This window comes from Streptosporangium sp. LJ11, assembly GCF_051918945.1.
Classification (GTDB): Bacteria; Actinomycetota; Actinomycetes; order Streptosporangiales; family Streptosporangiaceae; genus Streptosporangium.
Genome location: NZ_JBPXMB010000001.1, coordinates 247,414 through 271,233, shown reverse-complemented (window position 1 = coordinate 271,233; position 23,820 = coordinate 247,414). Strand labels below are relative to the sequence as shown.

Here is a 23,820-nt window from a genome sequence, read left to right as displayed (position 1 = left end):
ACCGGACATGGAACGCGATATCTCAACACCGCCCACGGCCGACGACCTGCGGCAGACCGTCGCGACGATCGTCGGCACCGAGCCCGGCGAGATCACCGGCGACGCCAACCTCGTCTTCCTCGGGCTGGGGTCCCTGGAGATGATGCGGCTCGTCACCCGATGGCGTCGCCAGGGCGTCGCCGTGGAGTTCGGCGAGCTCGCCGCCGAGCCGACCGTCGACGCGTGGCAGCGGCACCTGCGCGCGGCCTGGGAGGCCCGGCAGGTGAAATCGGGGGAGGCCGTCGGATGAGCGCGCTGCTGATCCGCGGCGGCTGCCTCTACCCGGCCGACGCCGGGGCGCGCGTCGTCCCCGACGGCGCCGTGCTCGTCGAGGGCGAGCGGATCGTCGCCGCCGGGACCACCGCGGAGGTCGAGGCCGCCATGGAGCCCCGGCGGCGCGAGGACCTGCGCACGATCGACGCCCGGGGGAAGATGATCCTGCCCGGCTTCGTCAACGCGCACTGGCACGACCTGTTCGCCATGCGGTTCCCCTTCAAGGGGGCGCTGCGGCCCGCCGCCGACCGCGACGACAAGCCCGCGTTCATGGCGCTGGGCGGCGACGTCCGGCAGATCTCGGTGGTCTTCGACTCCTTCCACGACCAGATCGACCGGCTCACCCCGGACGAGGCCGAGGCCATCGCCCGATACTCGATGTGGACCCAGCTGCGCTCCGGCGCGACCACCCTCGGGGACGTGGGCTCGTTCAACCGGCCCGAGGCGCTGGCCTCGGCCGCCCGCCACCTCGGCATGCGCTGTGTGGTCAGCACCTGGGCGAGCGACGCGGTGTGCGCCCCCGGCGAGTCGCGGTTCCGCAGGACCCGCGACGCCGACGTGGTGCTGCGGCGGATCGAGGACCTGCTGCGCGACTGCGCGGGGGACACGAGCGGGCTGGTACGGGCGCGGCCGACCTCGGTCTACGGGGTCAACATGACCGGCGAGCTCGGCACCGGTTTCGCCGAACTCGTCGCCAGGTACGACGTGCCGTTCGCGACACACGTCGGCGCGCTGCGCAACGAGGCCGAGGTGACGCGGAGCTACTACGGCACGACCCCGGTGCGCAGGTTCGCCGAGCTCGGCCTGCTCTCCGACCGGTTCATGGCGGTGCACTGCGCGTTCGCCGACGACGAGGAACGCGAGATGCTCGTCGCGGCGAACGCGCACATCAGCCACTCGCCGGCGAAGTACGGCCCGGCGGGGGAGTCCTCGCTGACCGAGACCCGGGCGATGCCGGAGTTCCGGCGCGCCGGGCTGGACGTCTCGCTGTCCACCGACGGCGCCGCGCTGCCGGTCGGCGGCATGGCCGAGGCCATGCGGGTCACCTGGCAGATCTACAACGAGATGTACGCCGACCCGACCGAGGTGCTGCCGACCGACGCGCTGGCGATGGCCACCCGGCTCCCGGCCAGGGGGCTGGACTGGGCGGGAGAGATCGGCAGCATCGAGGCGGGCAAGCAGGCGGACCTGCTGCTGGTCCCCGCCGACGACTGGCGCTACCTGCTCAACCCGCGCCCCCTGGAGAGCTTCCTCGCGCTCGGCGGCTCGACGGACGTGGACACCGTGATCGTCGCGGGCCGGACGCTGGTGGAGGGCGGCAAGGCCACCGGTCTCGACGAGGACGAGCTCGAAGCCGACTACATCGAGGCACTCGGCGCCTTCTCTGTGCGCTGCCTCGGTGTCGACCCCGATCTGGTCGCCACGCTGACCCGTGCGGCACGCCGATGAGGAGGTATCACCGATGCATGACAGGACGGCCCTGGTCACCGGGGCGGCAGGCGGTATCGGCGAGGCGGTGGTGCGGGCGCTGGCCGCCGAGGGCGTCGCCGTCGCGGCGGTGGACGCGAACGCCGAGGCACTGAACCCGCTCGTCAAGGAACTCGCCGAGGCCGGGCACCGCGTCCGGGGTTTCGTCGTGGACGTGACCTCCAGCGCCGAGGTGGACATCGTGGTCGAGCGGGCGGAACGCGAGCTGGGGCCGATCGGCTACCTGGTCAACGCCGCCGGGGTGCTGCGCGTCGGCGCGGGAGCCGCGCTCACCGACGACGACTGGGACACCACGTTCGCGGTCAACGCGACCGGCGTGTTCCACGTCAGCAGGGCGGTGGCCAACCGGATGATCCCCCGGAGGGCCGGGGCGATCGTCACGCTGGCCTCCAACGCGGCCAGGACGCCGCGCTGGAACATGGCCGCCTACGCGGCGTCCAAGGCCGCGGCGAGCAGCTTCACCAAGTGCCTGGGGCTGGAGCTCGCCCAGCACGGCATCCGGTGCAACGTGGTCGCCCCCGGCTCCACCGACACGCCGATGCTGACCTCGCTGTGGGCCGGAGACGACGCGCCGCGGGTCTCCATCGAGGGCGCGCCGGAGACCTTCAGGGTCGGCATCCCGATGGGGCGGCTGGCGCGGCCCGCCGACGTCGCCGACGCGGTGCTGTTCCTGCTCTCCGACCGTGCCGCGCACATCACCCTGCAGGACCTCACGGTCGACGGCGGCGCCGCCCTCGGCAACTGAGCACGACCCCGCCCGGCCGGGAGCCCGGCCGGCCCCGGAGCCCGGAACCCCACGAAGAGACGTCACGAAGAGACTTGACGAAGAGCGGAGGCACGCCATGGCGATCCCGGCGATCGAGTCCTATCCCATGCCGACCGAGGACGAGCTGCCGGAGAACATCGCGCGCTGGACCATCGATCCCGATCGCGCGGTGCTGCTCGTCCACGACATGCAGAACTACTTCCTGAGCCCGTTCCCGCGCGGGCAGGCCCCCACGACCGACCTGGTGGAGAACGTCGCGACGCTGCGGGCGCGCTTCGCCACGCTCGGCGCGCCGGTCGTCTACACCGCCCAGCCCGGCGGGATGACCGACGAGCAGCGCGGCCTGCTCAAGGACTTCTGGGGCGCGGGGATGAGCTCCGCCCCGGAACACCGGATGATCATCGATCGGCTGGCCCCGTTCGGCCCCGACGTCGTGTTCACCAAGTGGCGGCCCAGCGCGTTCTGCCGTACCGGCCTGCTCGACCTGTTGCGCGAGAGGGGCCGCGACCAGCTGGTGATCTGTGGGGTGTACGCCCACGTCGGAATCCTGATGACCGCCCACGAGGGGTTCTCCCAGGACATCCAGACGTTCGTGGTGGCGGACGCGGTGGCCGACTTCTCGCGGGAGTACCACCGGCAGGCGCTGGACTACGCGGCGTCGAGGTGCTCGGTGACGCTGTCCACCCGGTCCGCGCTGGCGATGCTGAACGGGGCTGCCGCCGACGGGGCCGCGCCGGACGCGACGGTCCTGGACGAGGCGGCGCTGGAAGGAGCGGGACGATGACCGCGGCGACGACCGCGGCGACGACCGGGCCGATGCCCGGGGCGATGACCGAGGCGGCCGGGACGCTCCTGCTCGACCGGATCCTCGGCCCGCAGGCGCCCCCGTTCGCCCTGCTGCACCGTCCGGGCTCGACCGGGGCGGACCGGCTCGACCTGCTCATCGGGGAGACCACCGAGGTCGGCCGCATCGCGGACATCCCGCTGCCGCCCGATGACGACGCCCGCCGAGGTGCCGGTGCCCGGCACGAGGTGCTCGCGATGTTGCCGTACCGCCAGATCGGCGAGCGCGGGTACGCGTTCCCCGACGACGAGGCCCCGCTGCTCGCGATGACCGTCGTCGACCAGGCCGTGCTGCCGATGGGCGAGGTCCTCGACCGGCTCCCCGACGGGCCGATCGAGCTGGGCGAGGGCGACTTCGACTCCGACGACGAGGAGTACGCGGCCACCGTGCGCCGGGTGCTCTCCGAGGAGATCGGCCGGGGAACGGGCGCGAACTTCGTCATCAAGCGGTCGTTCTCCGCCGACATCACCAACTGGTCGACCCGCACGGCGCTGGCGTTCTTCCGGCGGCTGCTCGGCAGGGACCCCGGCTGCCACTGGACCTTCGTGATCCACACCGGCGGGCGTACCTTCGTCGGCGCCTCGCCCGAGCGGCACATCAGCCTCGACGCGGGCACCGTGGTGATGAACCCGATCAGCGGCACCTACCGGTACCCGGCGGAGGGACCCGAGGTGCGCGGGGTGCTCGGCTTCCTGTCCGACAGCAAGGAGGCGAACGAGCTCTACATGGTGCTCGACGAGGAACTGAAGATGATGGGCCGGGTGTGCGACCTCGGTGGCCGCACGGTGGGCCCGTACCTCAAGCAGATGGCGCGCCTGGCGCACACCGAGTACCTGATCGAGGGGCGCAGCTCGCTGGACGTGCGGGACATCCTGCGGGAGACCATGTTCGCGCCCACGGTCACCGGCGGCCCGCTGGAGAGCGCCTGCCGGGTGATCAGCCGCTACGAGCCGGAGGGCCGGGACTACTACGCGGGCATGGTCGCGCTGATCGGCCGGGACGAGGCGGGCGGCCGGGCGCTGGACTCCGCGATCGTCATCCGTACCGCCGACATCGACGCGGCGGGCCGGATGCGGATCGCCGTCGGCGCCACGCTGGTCCGCGACTCCGACCCGGCCTCCGAGGCGGAGGAGACCCGGACGAAGGCCGCGGGGCTGCTGGAGGCGCTGCGCCACGCGCCGGGAGGCGACGTCGGCGCCCCCGCCCCGGTGGCGGACATGGGCACCCACCCGCGAATACGGCGGGCACTGATCGAGCGGAACGCGCCGCTCGCCGGCTTCTGGTTCGAGGGCCCGGACAACCGCAGGCACCTCGTGCCCAGGCTGGTCGGCCGCAGGGTGCTGGTGATCGACGCCGAGGACACCTTCACCGCGATGGCCAGGCACCAGCTCGCCGCGCTGGGGTGCGAGGTCAGCGTGCGCCGGTTCGACGAGGACTACCGGCTGGAGGAGCACGACCTGGTCATCGTCGGCCCGGGTCCGGGAGACCCGAGGGACCACGACGATTTCAAGATCGACCATCTCCGGGACGCGACGCGGCGCCTGCTGGAGCTGGGCATCCCCTTCCTGTCGGTCTGTCTCGGCCACCAGGTGCTCAGCACGCTGCTCGGGCTGGAGATCGGCCGCAACCCGTTCCCCAACCAGGGCGTGCAGCGGAAGATCGATTTCCTGGGGCGGACGGAGCTGGTGGGCTTCTACAACACCTTCACCGCCCGCAGCTCCGCCGACCGGTTCCCCTGCCGGGAGCGCGAGGGCACGGTCGAGGTGTTCAGGGAGGCGTCGAGCGGCGAGGTCCACGCGCTGCGCGGGCCCGGCTTCGTCTCGGTGCAGTTCCACCCCGCGTCGGTGCTGACCCGCAACGGCGTGGAGATCCTCGGCGAGGTCCTCGGCGACCTGCTGGCGCACGCCGAGCGTGCCGTCCCGTCCGGGGCCGGGCCCTCCCGGTGAGACGCGCGCTCAGGGGCGGGGGAGGGCCTCGATGGTCTCCATGTGGATCTCGCCCCAGTCGCCGAGCGGGATGAGCGCGGTGTTGAGCGAGTGGCCGAACTCGGTCAGCGAGTACTCCACCTTCGGCGGAACCTGGTGATAGACCTCGCGGTGCACCAGGCCGTACGACTCCATCTCCCGGAGCTGCTGGATCAGCATCTTCTCGCTGATGCCCGACACGCTCCGGCTCAGCTCGCCGAACCGGAGGGCCCCGGAGTGGAGGGCCCACAGGATCAGCGCCTTCCACTTGCCGCCCACGACGTCGACGGCGGCGTCGAGCCCGCACGAGTAGGTCCGTTTCTTCATCCCGCTCTCCACACTTACGAAAAGGTTAGTACCTGACAAAATAGTAGGTACTTGAGGAAATTTCAGCGGCACGCCAGCATCGAAACGTCCCAGCCGGGGTCACGAGGGGATCCGGGACTGGGACCTTCTTGTGCCGACACCGCATGAAATAGGGGGATAAATGAATACCGACGATCGGGCGCCGGTGACAGTCATCGGTCTGGGGGCGATGGGCAGGGCGCTGGCCGGGGCCTTCCTGGACACCGGTCATCCCACGACCGTGTGGAACCGTACCGCGGGGAAGGGCGGAGAGCTCACCGAGCGGGGCGCGACCGAGGCGGCCACCGTCGCCGAGGCGGTCGCCGCGAGCCCGATCGTCGTGGTCTGCGTGCTGGACTACGACGCGGTCCGCGAGGTCCTCGGCGCGCCCGGCGTCCTCGACGTCCCCGAGGGCTCCGGCACCCCCGGCACCCCCGGCACCGTTGCCGGCCTCCTGGCGGGCCGAACCCTGGTGAACCTCACCAACGGCACGCCCCGCCAGGCGCGCGAGCTGGCCCGCTGGGCCTCCGAGCGGGGAGCGGACTACCTGGACGGCGGCATCATGGCGGTGCCCCCGATGATCGGGAGTCCCGGATCCCTCGTCCTCTGCAGCGGGTCGCCGGAGACGTTCGCCGCTCACGAGCGGACCCTGTCGGCGCTGGGCACCGTCTCCCACCTGGGTGAGGACGCGGGCCGGGCGGCCCTGTACGACATCGCGCTGCTCAGCGCGATGTACGGGATGTTCGGCGGCTTCTTCCAGGCCGTCGCCATGGTCGGTTCCGAGAAGGTCCCGGCGACGGAGTTCACGCCGCTGGTGGTCTCGTGGCTCAACGCCATGATCACAAGCCTTCCCGAGATGGCGAAGGCGTACGACGCGAACGACCACTCCGCCACCGCCTCGAACCTGGGGATGCAGGCGGAGGCCTTCGTCAACCTGCTGGACGCCGGCAGGGACCAGGGCGTCAGCACCGAGCTGCTGGAGCCCATGGGGACGCTGCTCCACCGGGGGGTCGCCGCGAACCGGGGCGACGACGACCTCTCGGCCCTGATCGGCCTGCTTCGCACGGACTCCGCGAGGGGCGCGAACGCCGGATCGCACGACATCGGATCGGAGTAGGACATGACCCACGACCACCCCACCCCGGTGACGGTTCTCGGCCTGGGGCCGATGGGCCGGGCGCTGGCCGGGGCGTTCCTCGCGAACGGCCATCCCACGACCGTGTGGAACCGCACGGCGGCCAGGGCCGAGGATCTCGTCGCCCGGGGAGCGATCCGCGCGGACACGGTGGCCGACGCGCTGAAGGGCCGCACCCTGGTCAACCTCACCGCCGACACGCCGGAACGCGCCCGCCTGATGGCCGCGTGGGCCGCCGAGCTCGGCGTCGACTATCTCGACGGGGCCATCATGACCCCGACGCCGACCATCGGGGGACCGGCGGCCCTCTGACCGGATGCCGTCACCCCCGGTGCCGGCTCGCCAGGGCCTCGGCGAGCCGGGTGCGGGGCGGCCGGCGCCGGCACCGGTCCGCGTCGGCCACTGCCCGGTCGTGGCGTCGTCCGCCACCTCCTCGGGCCGTCGTTTTCGTACAAGACGGCCGCGATGGCGCTTCCTAGCATGGGCGCGGGCATTCCGCCGCCGGTGCGTCGGCGCGGCACTGCCATCCGCTTGTCGATCTACCTGGTGGCCCCGTCACCCGGCAATGAGGAGAACAGCACATGCGTGATCTGGTCTATACCGCGTTCGTCTCGCTCGACGGCGTCGTGGACTCCCCTGGCGCGCCGAGCGAGGGGCACCGCGGCGGTGGCTGGGTGGCCGACGTCGAGTTCCTGCCCGAGGCGTTCTCACTCAAGGGCGAGGAGCTCGAGGACACGACGGCGCTGATGTTCGGCCGCCACAGCTACGAGCTGTTCGCGCCGGTCTGGCCCGACTCGGAGGACCACGCCGCCTACAAGGAACTGCCCAAGTACGTGGTCTCGTCCACGCTGCCCGACGACGCCCTCGTCGAGGGATGGGGCCCGATAACGATCCTGCGCTCGACCGAGGACGTCGCCGAGCTCAAGAAGAGCGAGGGGGGCGCGATCTTCATCCACGGGAGCGCGGAGCTCGCCCGGCGCCTGTCGGACGCGGGTCTGATCGACCGGTACAACCTGCTCGTCTTCCCGGTGCTGCTCGGAGCCGGGAAGAGCCTGTTCGGCAGGGCGGACAGGGACAAGCAGGCACTGAGCCTCCGGGCGTCCGAGGTTTACTCGAACGGTGTCGTCAAGATGATCTACGACGTCGTCGGCTGATCCAGATCCAGGGCGATCGCACCGCCGGTGCCCTCACGGAGTTGTCGCGCCGTACGCCCGACGTACCGGCGCAGCGCACGAGCCAGGTGCGGCTCGTCGAAGTAGTCGAGCTTGGAGACGACATCGGCGACCGGGGTGCCGGCGGCCAGCAGCGCCGAAGCGTTGCGGACGCGTTCGATCTGCCGTACGGCGCCCCGGGTGATCCCGGTCGCCGCGCGGAACCGGCGTTCGACGGTGCGTTCCGAGACCACTGGACGGTGGCCTCGGCGGACCTCGGCGACGAGCGGGTCACGCACCACGGCCTCGGCGCGCACAAGGCGGTCGACCAGGGCCTCGGCGTCGTCGGGGCCGGGCGTCTCCCAACGGAGACCGTCCAGCGGGAAGGTCCTGTGCGTGGCGTCGGGGAGTTCGACGCCACTGTCGACCAGGGTCGGCGTGGGCACGGCCCGGAGCCAGGTGCCCACCGCGAACTCGATGCCGACGAAGGTCGCGCCCTCCGGCACCGGCGCGGTGCCGGTCCTGGTCTCAGGGCCGGAGATGTTCGCGTGCGCCGTGCCCTCAAGCTCCCAGAACACCAGACCCCAGCACGCCGTCGCCACCGAGGTCATCTCCGCGACCCGCTCGCTCGCACAGGTCCACACGGTGTCGACCCAGGGTGAGTCGGACGCGCGAGTCTCGAACCGCAGTGCCACGGGAGAAGGATAGGCGCAGTTCGTCGTACGCCCGACCGGGCCGCCGTCGTGCCGGCCGCCGCCCGCCTTACCGCGAACCCGTACCGGCCGGAAGCCGGCTGCCGTGACGGTCGTCCCGGAGGCCGGTGAGCCGGACGACGCCCCCGGGTCGCCGGCGGGTTCCTGGCCGGCGCGCCGGATCTCGTCCGGGGCGTGGGTGGCGCTCACGGAAGTGCCGTTTCGGAACGTCCGCCTCGACGTGCATCGTTCCGCCTGACACGTAAATATATTGCGCAGGATGAGATATCTCTTGCAAAATCACGTCATGAAGATCCCGTGATTTATGGGCAACATGACTGATCGTGCTGGGGAGCCGAGGTGTCCATGGCGGGCGATGACAGTGCGGCACCGCTGATCCAGGCGGAGGGGCTGAGGAAGACGTACCCGCCCAGGGACCGGCGAGGCGCCGGGTTCCAGGCCGTGGCCGGGATCGACTTCCACGTCGACCGGGGGGAGGCCTTCGGGTTCCTCGGCCCGAACGGGGCGGGCAAGTCCTCGACGATGCGCATGCTCGGCTGCGTCTCCCCGGCCACCGCGGGAACCCTGCGCATCCTCGGCATGGACCCCGCGCGCGACGGCCGGAGGATCCGGGCGCGCCTGGGCGTGGTCCCGCAGGACGACGTGCTGGACCCCGACCTCACCGTGCGCGAGAACCTGACGATGTACGGCCTCTACTTCGGGCTGTCCCGCCGCGTGATCAGGGAGCGCGCGGAGCGCCTGCTGGAGTTCGCGCAGCTGGAGGAGAAGGCGGGCGAGAGCCTGGGGGCGCTGTCCGGCGGCATGCGGCGTCGGCTGACGATCGCCCGCTCCCTGATCAACGAGCCGGACATCCTCCTGCTCGACGAGCCGACCACCGGTCTCGACCCGCAGGCGCGGCACGTGCTGTGGGACCGGCTGTTCAGGCTGAAGCAGCAGGGGGTGACGCTGCTGCTCACCACCCACTACATGGACGAGGCCGAGCAGCTGTGCGACCGCCTGGTGGTGATGGACAAGGGGCTCATCGCGGACGAGGGATCACCCCGGGAGCTCATCCGCCGGCACTCGACGCGCGAGGTCCTGGAGCTGAGGTTCCGGATCGACGAGCACGAGCAGGCCGCGGAGAAGCTCCAGGACCTGGTCAGCCCCGGCGAGGGGGAGCGGGTGGAGGTCCTGCCGGACCGGGTGCTGGTCTACACGCACGACGGCGAGGCGGCGCTGGCCGCGGTCACCGCCGCGCGGATGACCCCGATCACCGCCCTCGTCCGGAGATCGACGCTGGAGGACGTGTTCCTGCGCCTGTCCGGCCGGACCCTGACGGACTGAGGCGGACGACATGTCCACGTTCCTGACCCTGACGGACCGAGGCGGACGACGCATGCCCATGTTCCTTCGCGAGTTCTCCTCGTGGATGCTCCGCTACCGCCGCTCCTGGAAGGGCACCATCGTCATCAGCGTGGCGAACCCGCTGCTCTTCCTGGTGGCCATCGGCGCCGGGCTCGGACAGCTGGTGGACCCCGCGTCGCTGGGCGGCCTGAACTACCTGGAGTTCTTCGCCCCCGGGATGCTGGCCGCCGCGGCGATGCAGAACGCCTACGTCGAGGCGGCGTTCGTGGTCCACAGCTCCCTGAGACAGGGCAAGGGCTACCTGGTGGCCGCCGCGACCCCGCTGGAACCCCGCGACATCATGGCCGGGCACCTGCTGTTCATGGCGTTCAGGATCGGGACGAGCGCGCTGGCGTTCGCCGTGGTGATGGCGGCCTTCGGCGCCACCCGCTCCCCGTGGGCCGTCCTCACCGTGCCCGCCGCCCTGCTGACCGGCATGGCCTTCGCGGCCCCGCTGGCGGCGTGGACGGTGACCGTCGAGACGTTCAACACCCTCAACACGGTGTTCCGGTTCGTGCTGATGCCGATGTACCTGTTCTCCGGGACCTTCTTCGCCGTCGAGACGCTCCCCGACTGGCTGCGCCCGCTGGCGTACGTCCTGCCGCTGTGGCACGGCGTCGACCTGTGCCGAACCCTGAGCCTGGGCACCGCCACCCCCCTCACCTCCACGATCCACGTCGGCTACCTGGCCGCGCTCACCGCCGGGGGCGTCGCGGTGGCCCTGACCACGTACCGGCGACACATCCACGTCTGAGGGGCCGACATGCCGCAGAACCCGGAGAACCGGGTGCCGCCCGCCGTCCCCCGCTGGGGCGGCGCGCACTTCCTGGTGTTCCGAAACCTCCGGGTGCACACCGGAGGCAACCCGTGGACCATGGCGATGTACTCGATCTTCGAGCCCGTCCTGTACCTGCTCGCCATCGGCGTCGGCATCGGGCGGCTCGTCGGGGACGTCGACGGGGTGAACGTCACCTACGCCGCGTTCGTCGCGCCCGGCCTGCTCGCCACGGCGGTGATGAACAGCGCCCTGTACGAGACGATGGAGGGCGCCTTCGTCAAGTTCACCCACGAGCGGCACTACCGGGCGATCCTGTCCACCCCCGTGTCCCTCACCGGGATCGTCGCCGGCGAGGTGGCGTGGGCGGTGCTGCGCGGCTTCGTCACCGCGATCGGATTCCTCCTCGTGATAACCGTGTTCGGGCTGGTCCCCTGGCCGGACGCCCTGGTCGCGGCGGCCGGGACGCTGCTCGTCGCCTTCGCCTTCGGGAGCGCGGGACTGGCCGTGACGACGCGCATCAGGGCGTGGAACGACTTCCAGTACGTGCAGCTGGTGCTGCTGCCGATGTTCCTCTTCGCGACGACGTTCTACCCGGTCACCGTCTACCCCCGGGTGATACAGGTCATCGTGGAGCTGCTGCCCCTCTACCACGCCATCCAGCTGCTGCGCGGCTGCGCCCTCGGCCGGATCGACTCCGGCCTGATCGTGAGCGTGCTCTATCTCCTGGTCATGGGAGCGCTGGGGCTCGTCGTGGCCAGGAGACAGTGGGCACGCGTCATGCTCCACTGAAAGGTGTTCTCACCAACGGCGCCTTCACCACAGGGCGATGGAACGGCTCAGGATCCCGGCCGCGTCGTCCTCGCCGACCGGGCGCGGGGCGGTGGCGAGCAGCCGCTGCTGCCTCATCGCCCCCTCCGCGAGCGCGGGGACGTCCGCCTCGGTGTACCCGACGCCGCCGATGCCGTTGGGCATCCCGACGTCGCGCATCAGCCTCGCCAGCACGCCGGGCAGGAACTCCGCGAGGTCGCCGGGCCTGGCGGCGGACGGGTCGAGCAGCTCGGCCGCCCGCACGTGCCGTTCCGGCCGCGCCTCGAAGGTGAACCTGAACGCCTCGGGGGCGGTCAGCGCGACGGCCATCCCGTGCGGCACCATCGGCTCGTCCCCCGGGTAGCCCTCGGGGCGGAAGTCCCGCACGCGCCCGGCGATCGGGTAGGCGTTGGCGTGCGGGATGTGCACGCCCGCGTTGCCGAACCCCAGCCCGGCGAACGTCGCCGCCAGCGCCATCCGCGCCCTCGCCTCCTTGTCGTCCCCGTCGCGTACGGCGGCGCGGAAGGACAGCGCGAGCAGCTGCAGCGCCCGCTCGGACCACATGTCGGCCACCGGGTTCGACCCGCAGTACGGGACGCGCTCCTCGGGACGCTTGCGCTCGTAGGAGGTGTACGGGCGGGCGGTGTAGCTCTCCAGGGCGTGGCAGAGGATGTCCATCCCGGAGGCGGCGGTGACCTCCGGGGGCTGGGACAGCGTCAGGTCCGGGTCGACGACCGCCAGGACCGGGCGGAGCCGGGCGTGGCTGATCCCGGTCTTGACCTTCAGATCGAGCACGTCGAGCACGCAGATCGTGGTGCTCTCCGACCCGGTGCCCGTCGTCGTGGGCACCGCGACCAGCGGCTTGAGCGGCCGTGACGGCGCCAGGCCACCTCCCACGGGCGCGTTGACGTAGTCCATCAGCCCGCCCGGGTTGGTGGTGAGCAGGTTGACCGCCTTGGCGGTGTCGATGCTCGACCCGCCCCCGACGGCGACGAAGGCGTCCCACGGACCGGAGGCGCGGGCGTGCTCGACGGCCGCGAGCAGGCTCTCGTCCGTCGGCTCGACGCGCACGCCGTCGTACACGCGCGCCTCCATGCCGAAGCCCGCGAGCTGCTCGGCGATCCGCCGCGGCGCGCCGGTCGCGGCCACCCCCGGGTCGGTGACGACGAGGACGCGGCGCGCGCCGTACTGCCCGAGATCGAAGCCGATCTCGGCGGAGGCGCCCGGCCCGAACTTCAGGGCGGGGGCGCCGTAGGTGAAGACGGACTCGGGGTTGCTCGGAGTACTGAACACGTCCGGCTCCTCTCTCGCGATTCTGACCCGTGCCATCGGACGGGGGCATCCGCGTCAGCGAGCATACCCATCGGTATGTCGCTCCGGCCCACCCGCCGGTCTTGGGGCTGGAGCCTTTCGAGGGCAAGAAGCCTGCAAGCCGATGACAAGCCGGGCTCCATATCGTCGCCGCCATGATGAAAAGAACGATCGCGGTGACCGCCGTGGCCGGAGCCGCCGTGCTGGCGGCCCAGCTTCCCGCGTCCGCGGGTTCCTCCACCGCGCTGCTCCGGCTGCGCGCCGGTCTGACGCTGGAGATCCCGAACTCCTGGCGGGTGTACGGGACCGCGGACCAGATCCGGGTGGTGACCGGTGCCTGCGCTCGGCCCGAGGGCGGCTACTTCCAGCCCAGGTGTGACAGCTTCTGGGTCATGGGGCCGAAGACGCTCAAGCGCGGGGGAGAGGGCTTCCGGCGCTACGACCCCACGCAGGGCCCGTACTACCCTGCCTCCGACGTGCAGCGCTGCCTGGCCTACCCCAAGTACGGGCAGGTCATGGGCAAGGCGGTCGTGGTCGGCTACCGGAACGTCGGGGTGGCGCACAGGGCGCACTACCGGGTCTGGCCCGGCCGGTGTGTGTCGTACAGCAGCAGCGAGCAGAAGTCGACGTTCAACCAGCGCGAGTGGTACCTGCCGCAGTCGAAGATCCTCGTCGTCGACCAGTGGGCCACCCCCGGCCTGGCCACGATCCTGAAGAACGCCGTCTGGGACGACTGATCCCGGAACGGGGTCCGGCCCCGGGCAGGACGGCGTGGTGACGGTGAACGGCGGCGGACCAGGGCCTGAACCTGTTCCGCCGGCCTGCTTGCCCGGGTGCCCCGCGAGGGCGTGGAGCCGTTCCTATCCGGCGCCCAGAGGGGCTCGCCGCGCGAGCACCCTGCGATGGCTGATTCGCCAGCCCCGGTCGCCGCGCGAGACCGTGTCCTCGTAGGTCACGCTTCCGCACGTCCCGTCCGCCATGATGCCGATGCCCTTGGACAGAGCGCGTACGTGATCGTCGGCTGTTTCGGTGACAACGATGTTCGTCACGTGGTGGCCGACCGGATTACGCTCGCCCATGGCCAGCGCCGCGTCGCGAAACGCGGCCAGCCCCTCGATGATCCCTCCACCCAGATCACTGACGTCGTAGACGGCGTCGGCGGTGAACAGCTCGTGCAGCCGGTCGAGTCTCCCGGTGTCGATCAGGTGACCGTGCATCGAGATCAGCTCCGCGATGGCCACGCGATCCTCGGCGGTGAGCGCCATGGCAGTCCTCCCGTAAGGCCTCCGATGAGGCCCGTCGTCAACCCGGGTGAGCGATATGGGGACCTCCCCGTTTACGGGTACTACCATAAGCGGGGAAGTCCCCATTAACAAGTCTGGAGCAGGCAGATGGCGCGTACGGGCGACAGGCCGACCACTCCCGGGCGAGGGCGCAGAGCCGACGCCGCACGGAACGCCGGGTTGCTGCTGTCGGCGGCGAGAGAACTCTTCGAAGAACACGGTCCCGAGGTCGCGTTGGACGACATCGCGCGCAGAGCGGGCGTGGGCAACGCGACTCTCTACCGGCACTTCCCCACTCGTGGCGACCTGCTCGTCGCCGTGTACGCGGAGGAGGTCGCCGCACTCTGTGAGCGGGGTGCGGCACTGCTTCGGGAGCCGTCGGCGGTCGAGGCGCTCTTCGACTGGCTGGACGGCTTCGTCGTCCACGTCGCGACCAAGCGTGCCCTCGCCCTCGCGGGCACCGAGAGCAGGAACGAGCGGCGCACCGAACTGTTCGATCGCTGGCATGAGTCGATGAGATCGACCGCGGAGGCTCTGCTCCTCAGGGCGCAGGAGGACGGCGCCGTCCGATCCGACCTCGCGGTAGGTGACCTGCTGGCCCTGACAGGTGCGGCCGCCGTCGCCGGCGCCGACGCGAGCCATGCGCGACGGCTGTTACGGATCCTGCGCCACGGCATGGCACTGTAAGCCCCCAGCGCCCCCCTTGCTCCCCTCGCCGTAATGACGGGGAGGTGTCCGTACGCACCCCACCACCTTCGAGTGGCCGGGTGCGCGGATCTACCCCGGCACCCGGAACCAGACCGACCCGCCCGCGTCGTCGCGGTGCGAACCCCATCCGGCCGCGACCATCTCCACCAGCCACAGCCCCCGCCCGCCGTCGTCGTCCGCCTCCGGCACGCGCACGGCGGGCGCGCTCGCGGCCGACCCGTCGTCGGTGACCTCCACGTGAACCGTCGTGGTGGTACGCGCCACGTAGACGGTCACCCGTCCATCCGCCGTACGCCCGGAGTCGGAGTGGGCCACGGCGTTCGTGGCCAGTTCACTCAGCAGGAGCAGCACGTCGTCGAGCACCGGAGCTCCGACCCGCCCGATCAGCAGGTCGCGCGCCCAGGCCCGAGCCTCCGGAACGGATTCCACCCGCCCGGGAAACACCTTCCGCCACGCGCCGTACGGCCCACCCGCCCACGGCGCTGTCGCAGCTCCGTCACCGTGATGTCCAGGACAGCCGTCCTCTTTCCCCGCGGTCTCCTTTTCGGATCTCACACGGTCACCGCCGTCACGCTCCTGTCCTCCGAGTGCCTCCGGCGAGCGCGATCGAGGCGTGAAAGGTCGCCGTTCTGGTCATTCATCACTCGTCTCGTCCCTGGTTAAAGGCGATGGGATGCTTTCTTTTCCGTCCTGTCGAACCGAGAGGACGTGTGATTAGATTGCCCTCATGAGAGGTGAGGACATAACCGGATCGGTAATCCGAGAGATAGCTGAAAATGCCGACGGCCGGCCTGTCGATACCAAGAGCTGACATCGCCCATTAACCCAAAAGGCCGTTTTTCTCTATTTCGGGAGGAATGCGATGAGCGTCGAGACCTCCCCGGAGCCCGGATCTCCGCACGCGCGTTTCGGGGCCGAGATGCGCCGGTTGCGCGAGGCCGCGCAACTGTCCCAGAGCGCAGTGGCCTCACGCCTGGGATGCACGCAGACGCAGGTGAGCCGCCTGGAGTCCGCCACCCGCACGCCGTCGAGATCCGACGCCGAGCGGCTCGACCTGCTCTTCGGCTCCAACGGCAGCACGCACTTCACGGACCTGCGCCGACACATCGTCGCCCGCCCCAGCGGCCCGGCCTGGTTCATCGGCTGGGCCGAGGAAATAGAACCCGCCGCCCTCGTCCTCCGCTCCTGGGATCCCCTACTTGTCCCAGGTCTGCTGCAGACGGAGTCCTACGCCCGGCACCTCTTCACTCATGGCCCCCGCGCCACTCCCGACGAGGTGGAAGAGCGTGTCCAGGCTCGCCTGCGCCGTCAGAGAATCCTCGACAAGGACAACCCCCCGATGCTCCTGGTCCTCATCGACGAGGGCGTCCTTCGTCGTCGCGTCAACGGCCCCGAGGTGATGCGGGAACAACTCGGCCACCTGCTGGAGGCCGCCCAGCGGCCTACGCTCGCCGTTCAAGTCGTCGATCCGGATTGCACCGCAGGTATGTTGGGCGCTTTTATGATCGCCGAACTCCCGAACGGTCAACCGGACACCATCCATGTGGATTCGTCGATCGAAGGGCACGTCACGACCGACCAGGATTCCGTGACCTCGATATGGAACAGATATGAATCCATACGTCGATGGGCTTATCCTGACCGCATGTCCCTCAAAATGATCGAGGAAGCGAGGCAGGAATGGACCTGAGCGCCGCTGTGTGGCGGAAGTCGTCGCGCTCCGGAGACAACGGTGGCCAGTGTGTCGAGATCGCCGCCAACCTGCCGGGTGTGGTCGCGGTTCGCGACAGCAAGGACCCTCGTGGCCCCAAGCTCCTCTTCACCCCCGCCGAGTGGCGAACCTTCGTCGATGGCGTCAAGATCGGTGAGTTCGACCGACTGACCTGACGGGAAACACGACACCCGGCGCCGTCGAGAACCGGTTCAGCTTCCACCGGACAGATGCGGCGACCGACGAGAGGGAGTGCGCCCCCTTGGCGGAACTGCTCGATGACGAGGCGTTGGAGCGCTCGTCGGTGGTGGCGAACCGGGTGATGAACCGGGAGCGAGGGCTGACCGGTTCCAACGGGTACGGCCGGGAGCTGGGCATCGAGGTGCTGGAGGTCCTGCGTGAGCGGACTCCGACCGGGCGGCGGGTGCGCTGGCTCGACCTGTGTTGCGGTTCGGCCCGTGCTCTCTTCGAGGCCTCCCGACACCTCGGGGACGAGGTGGAGATCGTCGGTGTCGACCTGGTCGACTTCTTCGCCGGGCCGTCGCGCCCGCCGAGGCTGCGGCTGGTCACCGTCTCGATCACCGGCTGGGAGCCCGAGGAACCTTTCGACCTGATCACCTGTGTCCACGGTCTGCACTACGTGGGCGACAAACTCGGTGTCCTGTCCCGGGCCGCCGGCTGGCTGGCCGAGGACGGCCTGCTCGTCGGCAACCTCGACACCCGGAGCGTCCTCGTCGAGGACGGCGTGCCGGCGGGGCGCCGGCTGGCCTCGGCGCTGCGGGAGGCCGGGCTGGACTACGACCCCCGGCGTCGCCGGATCACCTGCCGGGGCCGGCGCGTCGTCGAGCTGCCCTACCGCTATCTCGGCTCCGACGACCGCGCCGGACCCAACTACACCGGCCAGCCCGCGGTCGACTCCTACTACGTTCACGGTTCGTGAAGCCGGGCTCGGGCGCCATGGCCCGAGCGGGTAGCGTCTGATCTTCAGGCGGGCGCCGGCCCGCGGATGGGACTCACCGTGAAGAAGCTGATCATCCGGCTCTGGAGGCTGACCAGCGGCTCACTCCAGTGGCGCATCAACTGGCTTCGGCACGCCACGTTCATGGTCGGTGTGACCGGCGTAGTGCGCGACCAGGACGGCAACGTCCTCCTGCTGAAGCACCGCTTCTGGCCGGAGGGCAGGCAGTGGGGTCTCCCGACCGGCTACGCGAACAGGTCGGAGACCTTCGAGGACACGGTCCGCCGCGAGGTGCGGGAGGAGACCGGGCTGAAGGTCCACGTCGGGGAGCTGGTCCGCCTGAGGAGCGGCTACCGGCTGCGCCTGGAGGTGGCCTACGAGGCCGAGTTCGCCGGCGGCACGCTCAAGCTCGACGATTTCGAGATCCTGGAGGCGAGATGGTTCGCCCCGGACGACCTGCCGGCGGAGCTTCAGGAGTCACACCGCCTCCTCATCCAGCGTAAGTACATCTAAGGCCTGTTTCATAAGTTGATCACAGCCACTCGTTGATGGCGGCGACCGGTGAGATTTGGGTACGGGGGTACTCAGGCGCCGGACCGGCCCACGACGGACGATGCTCTTCTGGCAGCACTCCAGGGGAGAACGTCATGGGCTTAAGAACGAAGGCCGGTCTGTCATTCGCGGCGATGCTGGCGCTTTTCCTGGCCTCCATACCGCTCATCGCCACTCCTGCGGCGGCGGCGCCCCCCGGCATCAAGATCATCTTTGAGATCGAGTACCTCTTCCAGGTCGAGGACCCTGACAGCGGAGGGGTGGGCGACGGCGACTACTTCCCCAGGGTGAAGATCGCCGATGGCCCGCTGGTGACGGGCCCCCGCATCGAGGACGACGAGTTCGAGCCCCGCGGCCTGCCCGAGGCGCCCGGCGGCTGGACCTTCACCTACGAGAACTGGCCCGGCGACAAGCCCACCGTGGACATCACGGTCGCGATGTGGGACTACGACAGCGATTTCAACTCCAACTCCGACCGGATGGACATCAGCCCCAACAACGAGGACTGGGAGCTGAACCTCACCTACGACCTGCGCTCGGGCACACTCTCGGGCGACCAGCTCGTCTTCGGCACCCCGTGCGTCCGGTCCGACGGCCGGACGGCCAAGGGCCAGTCCTGCATCCAGGGCGACGGCGACCATGGCATCCCCCGCAACAACGACGGCCGGATCACCAAGATCGGTATCACCGCCGGCGCCGAGATGCCGGACACCGACCTCGACGGCATCCCGGACCTCATCGAGCTGTCCGGCATCAGGAACGCGGCCGGCGACGTGCTCGTCGACCTGCCCGCGCTCGGCGCCGACCCGTGCCGCAAGACGGTCATCCTGCAGCTCGACCACATGGAGGACGCCGCCCCCGCCACCAGGCACTCGCACGAGCCCAAGGCGGGCGCGATCGCCCTGGTCAAGAACGCCCTGGAGGACGCGCCCATCGCGGCCACGAGTCCCTGCCCCTACCCGGGGACGCGTCAGGACGGCATCGACTTCATCTACCGGGAGGGCGCGCAACTGGCCGAACAGGCCCAGCTGGGCCTGAACACCAATGACTTCCGCAACGCGCGCACCGCCAACTTCCCGGCCGAGCTCGCCCCCTACGCGCACTACGGGATCTTCGCGCACCGCCTGCTGAACGCCGTCGGAACCTCCGGCCAGTGCTGCGAACCCGTCCGTGACAACAACAAGGACTTCATCGTCACTCTCGGCGACTGGCGGACCATGTGCGTGGCCGACTTCACCGCCGACTACGGCGGCGACGGCATGCTGCAGACGACCGCGGCCGGAGACGACGTCACCACCGGAACCCAGATCCACGTCGGCGACAACCGCAGGTGCGACACCACCAGCGCCCACACGACGGACGTGCAGGTGCTCACCCGGGGCACGGGCGATGTCGACGCCAATGTCGGCACCGACCAGGACCAGGCCGGCACCATCCTGCACGAGCTCTTCCACGCCATGGCCCTGCGGCACGGCGGCAACGAGAACGTCAACAACAAGCCCAACTACCTCAGCGTCATGAACTACTTCTTCCAGACGGGCATCCCCAACAGCGCGCCGCCGCTGCTGGTCGACGAGTTCCGCGACTGGAGGGTGGGCGCAGTGCGGCTGGACCTGTCCGACGGCGGGCTGCCCCAGCTGGTCGAAGGCGGGCTGAACGAGACAGCGGGCATCAGCGACGGCACGGACTGGACGTTCTGGTGGGCCCCCAACGTCGCCAACCCGGGCGGCGACCCCGTGATCCGAGCCGGCGCCGGCAACGGGCCGCTCAACTGGAACGACAACCGCACGGCCGGCACCAACGTCCCGATCATCGACACGACGAACCAGCCGGTGAACATCAACGACGCGGACGGCCTGACCACGCTCACGGACCACAAGGACTGGCCCGCGATCAGGTTCAGGGCGCAGTCCCCCGACCGCGTCGGCTGGGCCTGCAGCGCCTGGCCCGCGGGCGCGCCCACCTGCGGAGGCGCCGGGGGCGACGTGGAGCCGGAACTGACCTTCGACACCGCGATCCGGCAGGAGATGTCCTTCTTCAACCTTTACAACCCCGACCTGGCCATCGAGAAGACCGTCGACAAGGCCGACGCCGAGCCCGGCGACACCCTCACCTATCAGGTCAAGCTGGACAACATCGGCACAGGCGCAGCGACCCAGACAAGCGTGAAGGACGCCCCGCCGGCCGGCGACGTCCAGACGCGTCAGGTCGGGCAGCTCGGCGCAGGCGGCACGAAGACCGAGGCATTCACCTATGAGGTCCCCTGCGACACCGAGGACGCGAAGGTCCTGACCAACAAGGCCGAGGTGACCGCGAAGGACCTCGCCGGTGGAGCCGAGGCCAACACGGCGAACAACTCCGCGACCGCCTCGACCAAGGTCCACGCGCCCAAGCTCACCCTGGACAAGCGCGCGACCGCCACGGTCAACGCGGGCGAGGCGATCACGGTCGACCTGAAGGTCGCCAACGTCGGCAGTGGCAAGGCCACCGGCGTCGTCCTGACCGACACGCTCCCCAAGGAGGTCTACTACAGCCAGGCCCTCGACCAGGGCACGGGCCCCAAGCCGACCGGGGTCACCCGCAACGCCGACGGGACGACGACGCTGACGTGGTCGCTGGGCGAGCTGGCCGCGAGCGGTGACCAGTCGGTGCAGTTCACGGCCAGGCCCAGCCTGCTGTTCGTCGCCGGGGACAAGCTGACCGACCACGCCTCCGTGGCGTACGGCAACGCCAACGGCTGCACCTACGAGCCGGTGGCCGCGTCGGCCACCACGACGATCACCGAGGTCACGCCGACCCGTGACCCGCGCTCGCACGGCTACTGGAAGACCCACCCCGAGGCCCGCACAGCCGAGTTGCTGGCCCGGGTCCAGGCCACCTACCAGCAGTTCGACAGCTCCGCGAACGGGGCGCTCGACAACACCGAGGCCGACGCGGTGCTCTCGGCCGGCGGTTCACAGCCTGGTCCCGCCAGGTTCCAGCTGCTGGCGACTCTGTTCGACCTGGCCGCGCGGCAGATCAACGCCTCGACGAAGATCGACAGCAGGCTCACCCGCGCGCTCGGGACGACCACGGTCGGACAGGCCGTCCGGTACGGCTTCGCCACGCTGGACCTGCCGGTCAACAGCTCGACGGCCCAGCGCTACGCCGACACCACCGCCCTGCTCGACGAGATCGTCAACAACAGGAGCGAGGTCTACTAGGCCTGTTTCAGAAGTGGATCATATGAATGATCCACTTCTGAAATGGTCTCCGGGTGAGTCGTGGGGATCTGACCGCCGCACAGTGGGCGGCACTGGGAAACCGGCCCGCCGCCCGGCGTCTGCTCCAAGCGCTCCTGCTGGGGATGGAATCGGTCATGGACGGCTCTGCCCCTGATCGCCCTCGTCCCGGCACCGGCGGGGCCGCCGCGACACCCGGGGAACCCGCCCCCACCCCCGCCAACAACTGCGTCGTCGATGTGATCGGAGGATTGGACGAGCCAGGAACGGAGCACTGCTTCCCCACGTTCACCGAGGCGATCCGGTTCGCCACCGACGACGCCGTCACCGACGCTCCGCCCACCGCCGTCGAGGGTGTGGACGACCCCGTCCTCGACGCGCTGCTCGGTCGGAGCTGACCGGCAGTGCCTTACCGGCCCGAGCGGCGGTCCGCACAGGCCGCCGCTCGGGCCCGGCCGTGTTCCCGGTTCCCGGAAAAGGTCTCGCACCGGGAACGCCGAGGACACCGGGAACACCGGGAACCCAGGAAACACCGGGACACCGGAGACGCGGAGCACAGGGAGCACCGGGAAAGCGCATCGGGTCCAGGCGGTGGCTACTCGACCACGATGGAGTCGACCCGGTCGGGATAGAAGGCGACATGGTCCTTGATCTCGGCGACGGCCGGGTGCGGCGACTCGTAGAACCACACCGCGTCCACCGCCTGCTTCCCGTCCACCGTGACGGTGTAGTAGCTCGCGTCGCCCTTGAACGGGCAGTAGGTGGCGGTGTCGGTCCGCTCCAGCAACGAGCGGTCGACGTCGGCGATCGGGACGTACTGCACCGGCGGGTACGCCGCCTCCCGCAGCGTCAGCGCGCGCCGCGAGTCGGCGACCACCTGGCCCCCCACCGAGACGACGACCCGGGCCGGGTTCGCCGTGATCGTGATCGGATGACTGGGGCTGGGCTGCAGGATGGGCTTGTCGGTCATGGCGGGACCCCTTTCTGTCATGTCCAGTCTGCCGGACCGGTGTGCCCGCGCCCTCGCGCCCCCCGCGCCCCCGCGCCCTCGCGCCCCCCGCGCCCCCGCGCCCTCAAGTTCCCAGGGTGAACATGGGCCGGACACTTCCGCGCATCGTTCACAGATCACGCAACAGGCTCCAGTATCCGACGTCCGGCACCATGCCGAGTGCCTTGTTGGCACGGATGATCGGCGTGTTGGATTCGTCGTTGTGGGTGGTGACGCTTTCGGCCCCGGTCCGCTGGGCGTACAGAAGTGAACCCGCCTTCACGGCGGTTGCCACTCCCTGTCCCCGGAAGTCGGGATCGGTGCCGGTGAAACGCACGTACCAACTTCGCCCCTGCGGTATCAGGATGCTCATACCCTTGTGCCGGACGGACCCGGCATCGGGTGAATCGGCAAGCAGATACACGCTCCCGGGTGGGAATTGCAGAAGTCGTGCGCGAACGTCGACAGGGCGGTTTCCGTAGGGGAGGGGAAGCCCGATCCTGCAACGTGTGAAGCACTCAAGGATGAGGTCTTCTTCGGAGGCCATGGTCGCTCTCCGGATGCGCACCCCGGCTCGTTCGGCCGTCTCGGCCGCCCGCGCGGCCAGCGAGTACCCGGAGCCGGTCAGGTCGAAGCGGAAACCCAGGCTGTGATGCGCGACCGTGAAGCCGTGACGTTCCGCGAACGCGCGCCCGCGAGGCAGATCGTCCCGGATCGAGCAGGTCGCCGTTCCGCCCTTCAGGAGTCGCAGCCCGGCCTCCACCCGCTCGGCGAGTGCCGAGCCGACGCCGAGACCCCCGGCGCCCGCGTCGACGGAGACCAAAGCCGAGACGGTTTCGGGAAACACGGGATCCGCCGTGAGTTTCGCCGCACCCACGACGGCGTCCGCTCTTGCGGCGACAATCGCGAGAAGAGGCGCGGGGGCCGAGTTTCCGGCCAGCTCCGACAGGAGAACGTGGCGGACATCGTGGGCGCTCGTCTCGTTCAACAATTCGACGGCACGGGAAAGGTCCTGCGGGCCCATGGGGCGTATCTGGTATTTCTGATCACTCACGGGAAATTCTCTGTTCAGTCTCGATATGGAGATTCGCCGCAGGGGGAGCCCTGGTCGCGACAGTCCTCCCGAGGGGTTTCCCGGGCATGCGGCGAGCCTTCCGAAGGGAAAACGCGTCAAGGGGTGGGGCCGTGGCCGGCGGCCACGATCCAGCACATCACCCTGAGCTTCGTTCACGGGGCTCGAAGCAGGCCCTGAGCGGGCAGGTACCGGCAGGGCCACCCAGGAGAAGGCGCGCCCGCGGGGCTTGTGCTCGAACGCCGGACAGGGAATCGGCGGGCCGTCGTCGAGGCGGCCATACGGACACCCCTCGACGCGTGCGGCCGACTCGCGCCTGAAGCGTTCGCC

General features: G+C 70.1%; 26 protein-coding genes. 19 read left to right on the top strand and 7 right to left on the bottom strand.

The genetic code is table 11. The features are described from left to right. Positions 1-7: 7 nt before the first annotated feature. The 5 genes from ACTOQ3_RS01330 to ACTOQ3_RS01310 all read left to right on the top strand — a co-directional run bounded on the left by ACTOQ3_RS01330 (position 8) and on the right by ACTOQ3_RS01310 (position 5,356). A complete protein-coding gene (locus ACTOQ3_RS01330) occupies positions 8-289 on the top strand; it encodes a phosphopantetheine-binding protein (RefSeq protein WP_440081496.1) in 282 nt (93 codons plus the stop codon). Further along, positions 286-1,761 (top strand): amidohydrolase family protein, encoded by a 1,476-nt coding sequence (locus ACTOQ3_RS01325; RefSeq protein ID WP_440081494.1) that lies wholly within the window; start codon positions 286-288, stop codon positions 1,759-1,761. Before ACTOQ3_RS01330 ends, ACTOQ3_RS01325 begins: the two co-directional genes overlap by 4 nt. A 13-nt stretch (positions 1,762-1,774) precedes the next feature. Then, entirely contained in the window at positions 1,775-2,545 is a 771-nt protein-coding gene (locus ACTOQ3_RS01320; RefSeq protein WP_440081492.1) for a 2,3-dihydro-2,3-dihydroxybenzoate dehydrogenase, read from the top strand. A 97-nt stretch (positions 2,546-2,642) separates the two neighbouring features. Then, complete coding sequence (locus tag ACTOQ3_RS01315) at positions 2,643-3,350, top strand: isochorismatase family protein (RefSeq protein ID WP_440081490.1); 708 nt, start codon at positions 2,643-2,645, stop codon at positions 3,348-3,350. Next, on the top strand, positions 3,347-5,356 hold the full coding sequence (locus ACTOQ3_RS01310; protein WP_440081488.1) for an anthranilate synthase family protein: 2,010 nt from the start codon (positions 3,347-3,349) through the stop codon (positions 5,354-5,356). The genes ACTOQ3_RS01315 and ACTOQ3_RS01310 overlap by 4 nt, the downstream gene beginning before the upstream one ends. 9 nt (positions 5,357-5,365) lie before the next feature. Here ACTOQ3_RS01310 and ACTOQ3_RS01305 read toward each other — a convergent pair whose 3' ends face one another. Beyond that, positions 5,366-5,701 (bottom strand): winged helix-turn-helix transcriptional regulator, encoded by a 336-nt coding sequence (locus tag ACTOQ3_RS01305; RefSeq protein ID WP_440081487.1) that lies wholly within the window; start codon positions 5,699-5,701, stop codon positions 5,366-5,368. 184 nt (positions 5,702-5,885) lie between these two features. Here ACTOQ3_RS01305 and ACTOQ3_RS01300 point away from each other — a divergent pair, with 184 nt between their 5' ends. The 3 genes from ACTOQ3_RS01300 to ACTOQ3_RS01290 all read left to right on the top strand — a co-directional run bounded on the left by ACTOQ3_RS01300 (position 5,886) and on the right by ACTOQ3_RS01290 (position 8,008). Further along, positions 5,886-6,836 carry an NAD(P)-dependent oxidoreductase gene (locus tag ACTOQ3_RS01300; protein ID WP_440081485.1) on the top strand — a complete coding sequence of 317 codons (951 nt, stop codon included), beginning with the start codon at positions 5,886-5,888 and terminating at the stop codon, positions 6,834-6,836. A gap of 3 nt (positions 6,837-6,839) precedes the next feature. Further along, the gene (locus tag ACTOQ3_RS01295) at positions 6,840-7,166 is read left to right on the top strand and encodes an NAD(P)-binding domain-containing protein (RefSeq protein WP_440081483.1); all 327 of its coding nucleotides are present in this window, start codon (positions 6,840-6,842) and stop codon (positions 7,164-7,166) included. A gap of 269 nt (positions 7,167-7,435) precedes the next feature. Next, positions 7,436-8,008, top strand: coding sequence for a dihydrofolate reductase family protein (locus tag ACTOQ3_RS01290; RefSeq protein ID WP_440081482.1), 573 nt, complete (start codon positions 7,436-7,438; stop codon positions 8,006-8,008). Here the strand turns inward: ACTOQ3_RS01290 and ACTOQ3_RS01285 are convergent. Then, positions 7,990-8,700, bottom strand: a complete 711-nt coding sequence (locus ACTOQ3_RS01285) for a helix-turn-helix domain-containing protein (protein WP_440081481.1) — start codon at positions 8,698-8,700, stop codon at positions 7,990-7,992. The genes ACTOQ3_RS01290 and ACTOQ3_RS01285 overlap by 19 nt on opposite strands. A 363-nt stretch (positions 8,701-9,063) precedes the next feature. Between ACTOQ3_RS01285 and ACTOQ3_RS01280 the strand changes: the two genes are divergently transcribed. Genes ACTOQ3_RS01280 through ACTOQ3_RS01270 form a run of 3 tightly spaced genes read left to right on the top strand, consistent with a single transcriptional unit; the run spans position 9,064 to position 11,668 of the window. Further along, the gene (locus tag ACTOQ3_RS01280) at positions 9,064-10,041 is read left to right on the top strand and encodes an ABC transporter ATP-binding protein (protein WP_440081480.1); all 978 of its coding nucleotides are present in this window, start codon (positions 9,064-9,066) and stop codon (positions 10,039-10,041) included. Positions 10,042-10,093: 52 nt separating this feature from the next. Continuing rightward, positions 10,094-10,855 (top strand): ABC transporter permease, encoded by a 762-nt coding sequence (locus tag ACTOQ3_RS01275; protein WP_440081478.1) that lies wholly within the window; start codon positions 10,094-10,096, stop codon positions 10,853-10,855. A 9-nt stretch (positions 10,856-10,864) separates the two neighbouring features. Continuing rightward, positions 10,865-11,668: an ABC transporter permease gene (locus ACTOQ3_RS01270; protein WP_440081476.1), complete on the top strand. Its 804-nt coding sequence runs from the start codon at positions 10,865-10,867 to the stop codon at positions 11,666-11,668. 24 nt (positions 11,669-11,692) lie between these two features. Here ACTOQ3_RS01270 and ACTOQ3_RS01265 read toward each other — a convergent pair whose 3' ends face one another. After that, the gene (locus ACTOQ3_RS01265) at positions 11,693-12,979 is read right to left on the bottom strand and encodes a hydroxyacid-oxoacid transhydrogenase (RefSeq protein WP_440081475.1); all 1,287 of its coding nucleotides are present in this window, start codon (positions 12,977-12,979) and stop codon (positions 11,693-11,695) included. Positions 12,980-13,152: 173 nt separating this feature from the next. Here ACTOQ3_RS01265 and ACTOQ3_RS01260 point away from each other — a divergent pair, with 173 nt between their 5' ends. After that, complete coding sequence (locus tag ACTOQ3_RS01260) at positions 13,153-13,734, top strand: hypothetical protein (protein ID WP_440081474.1); 582 nt, start codon at positions 13,153-13,155, stop codon at positions 13,732-13,734. A gap of 123 nt (positions 13,735-13,857) precedes the next feature. Here ACTOQ3_RS01260 and ACTOQ3_RS01255 read toward each other — a convergent pair whose 3' ends face one another. Beyond that, positions 13,858-14,262: a nuclear transport factor 2 family protein gene (locus tag ACTOQ3_RS01255; RefSeq protein ID WP_440081473.1), complete on the bottom strand. Its 405-nt coding sequence runs from the start codon at positions 14,260-14,262 to the stop codon at positions 13,858-13,860. A 126-nt stretch (positions 14,263-14,388) separates the two neighbouring features. Between ACTOQ3_RS01255 and ACTOQ3_RS01250 the strand changes: the two genes are divergently transcribed. Then, positions 14,389-14,967 (top strand): TetR/AcrR family transcriptional regulator, encoded by a 579-nt coding sequence (locus ACTOQ3_RS01250; protein ID WP_440081472.1) that lies wholly within the window; start codon positions 14,389-14,391, stop codon positions 14,965-14,967. Positions 14,968-15,057: 90 nt separating this feature from the next. Here ACTOQ3_RS01250 and ACTOQ3_RS01245 read toward each other — a convergent pair whose 3' ends face one another. Then, a complete protein-coding gene (locus ACTOQ3_RS01245; protein WP_440081470.1) occupies positions 15,058-15,417 on the bottom strand; it encodes an ATP-binding protein in 360 nt (119 codons plus the stop codon). A 433-nt stretch (positions 15,418-15,850) separates the two neighbouring features. Here ACTOQ3_RS01245 and ACTOQ3_RS01240 point away from each other — a divergent pair, with 433 nt between their 5' ends. From ACTOQ3_RS01240 to ACTOQ3_RS01215, 6 genes are all read left to right on the top strand, one after another. Next, complete coding sequence (locus ACTOQ3_RS01240) at positions 15,851-16,678, top strand: helix-turn-helix domain-containing protein (protein WP_440081469.1); 828 nt, start codon at positions 15,851-15,853, stop codon at positions 16,676-16,678. Continuing rightward, on the top strand, positions 16,669-16,875 hold the full coding sequence (locus ACTOQ3_RS01235) for a DUF397 domain-containing protein (protein WP_440081468.1): 207 nt from the start codon (positions 16,669-16,671) through the stop codon (positions 16,873-16,875). The genes ACTOQ3_RS01240 and ACTOQ3_RS01235 overlap by 10 nt, the downstream gene beginning before the upstream one ends. A gap of 86 nt (positions 16,876-16,961) precedes the next feature. After that, a complete protein-coding gene (locus tag ACTOQ3_RS01230; RefSeq protein ID WP_440081466.1) occupies positions 16,962-17,639 on the top strand; it encodes a class I SAM-dependent methyltransferase in 678 nt (225 codons plus the stop codon). Between the two features lie 78 nt (positions 17,640-17,717). Beyond that, positions 17,718-18,170 (top strand): NUDIX domain-containing protein, encoded by a 453-nt coding sequence (locus ACTOQ3_RS01225; protein ID WP_440081465.1) that lies wholly within the window; start codon positions 17,718-17,720, stop codon positions 18,168-18,170. 134 nt (positions 18,171-18,304) lie between these two features. Further along, on the top strand, positions 18,305-21,412 hold the full coding sequence (locus tag ACTOQ3_RS01220; RefSeq protein WP_440081464.1) for a CARDB domain-containing protein: 3,108 nt from the start codon (positions 18,305-18,307) through the stop codon (positions 21,410-21,412). Between the two features lie 53 nt (positions 21,413-21,465). Beyond that, a complete protein-coding gene (locus ACTOQ3_RS01215; protein ID WP_440081462.1) occupies positions 21,466-21,828 on the top strand; it encodes a hypothetical protein in 363 nt (120 codons plus the stop codon). 197 nt (positions 21,829-22,025) lie between these two features. Here the strand turns inward: ACTOQ3_RS01215 and ACTOQ3_RS01210 are convergent, their stop codons facing one another. Then, positions 22,026-22,400, bottom strand: a complete 375-nt coding sequence (locus ACTOQ3_RS01210; protein ID WP_440081460.1) for a DUF427 domain-containing protein — start codon at positions 22,398-22,400, stop codon at positions 22,026-22,028. A 148-nt stretch (positions 22,401-22,548) separates the two neighbouring features. Further along, the gene (locus tag ACTOQ3_RS01205; RefSeq protein WP_440081459.1) at positions 22,549-23,472 is read right to left on the bottom strand and encodes a GNAT family N-acetyltransferase; all 924 of its coding nucleotides are present in this window, start codon (positions 23,470-23,472) and stop codon (positions 22,549-22,551) included. Positions 23,473-23,820: the final 348 nt, after the last annotated feature.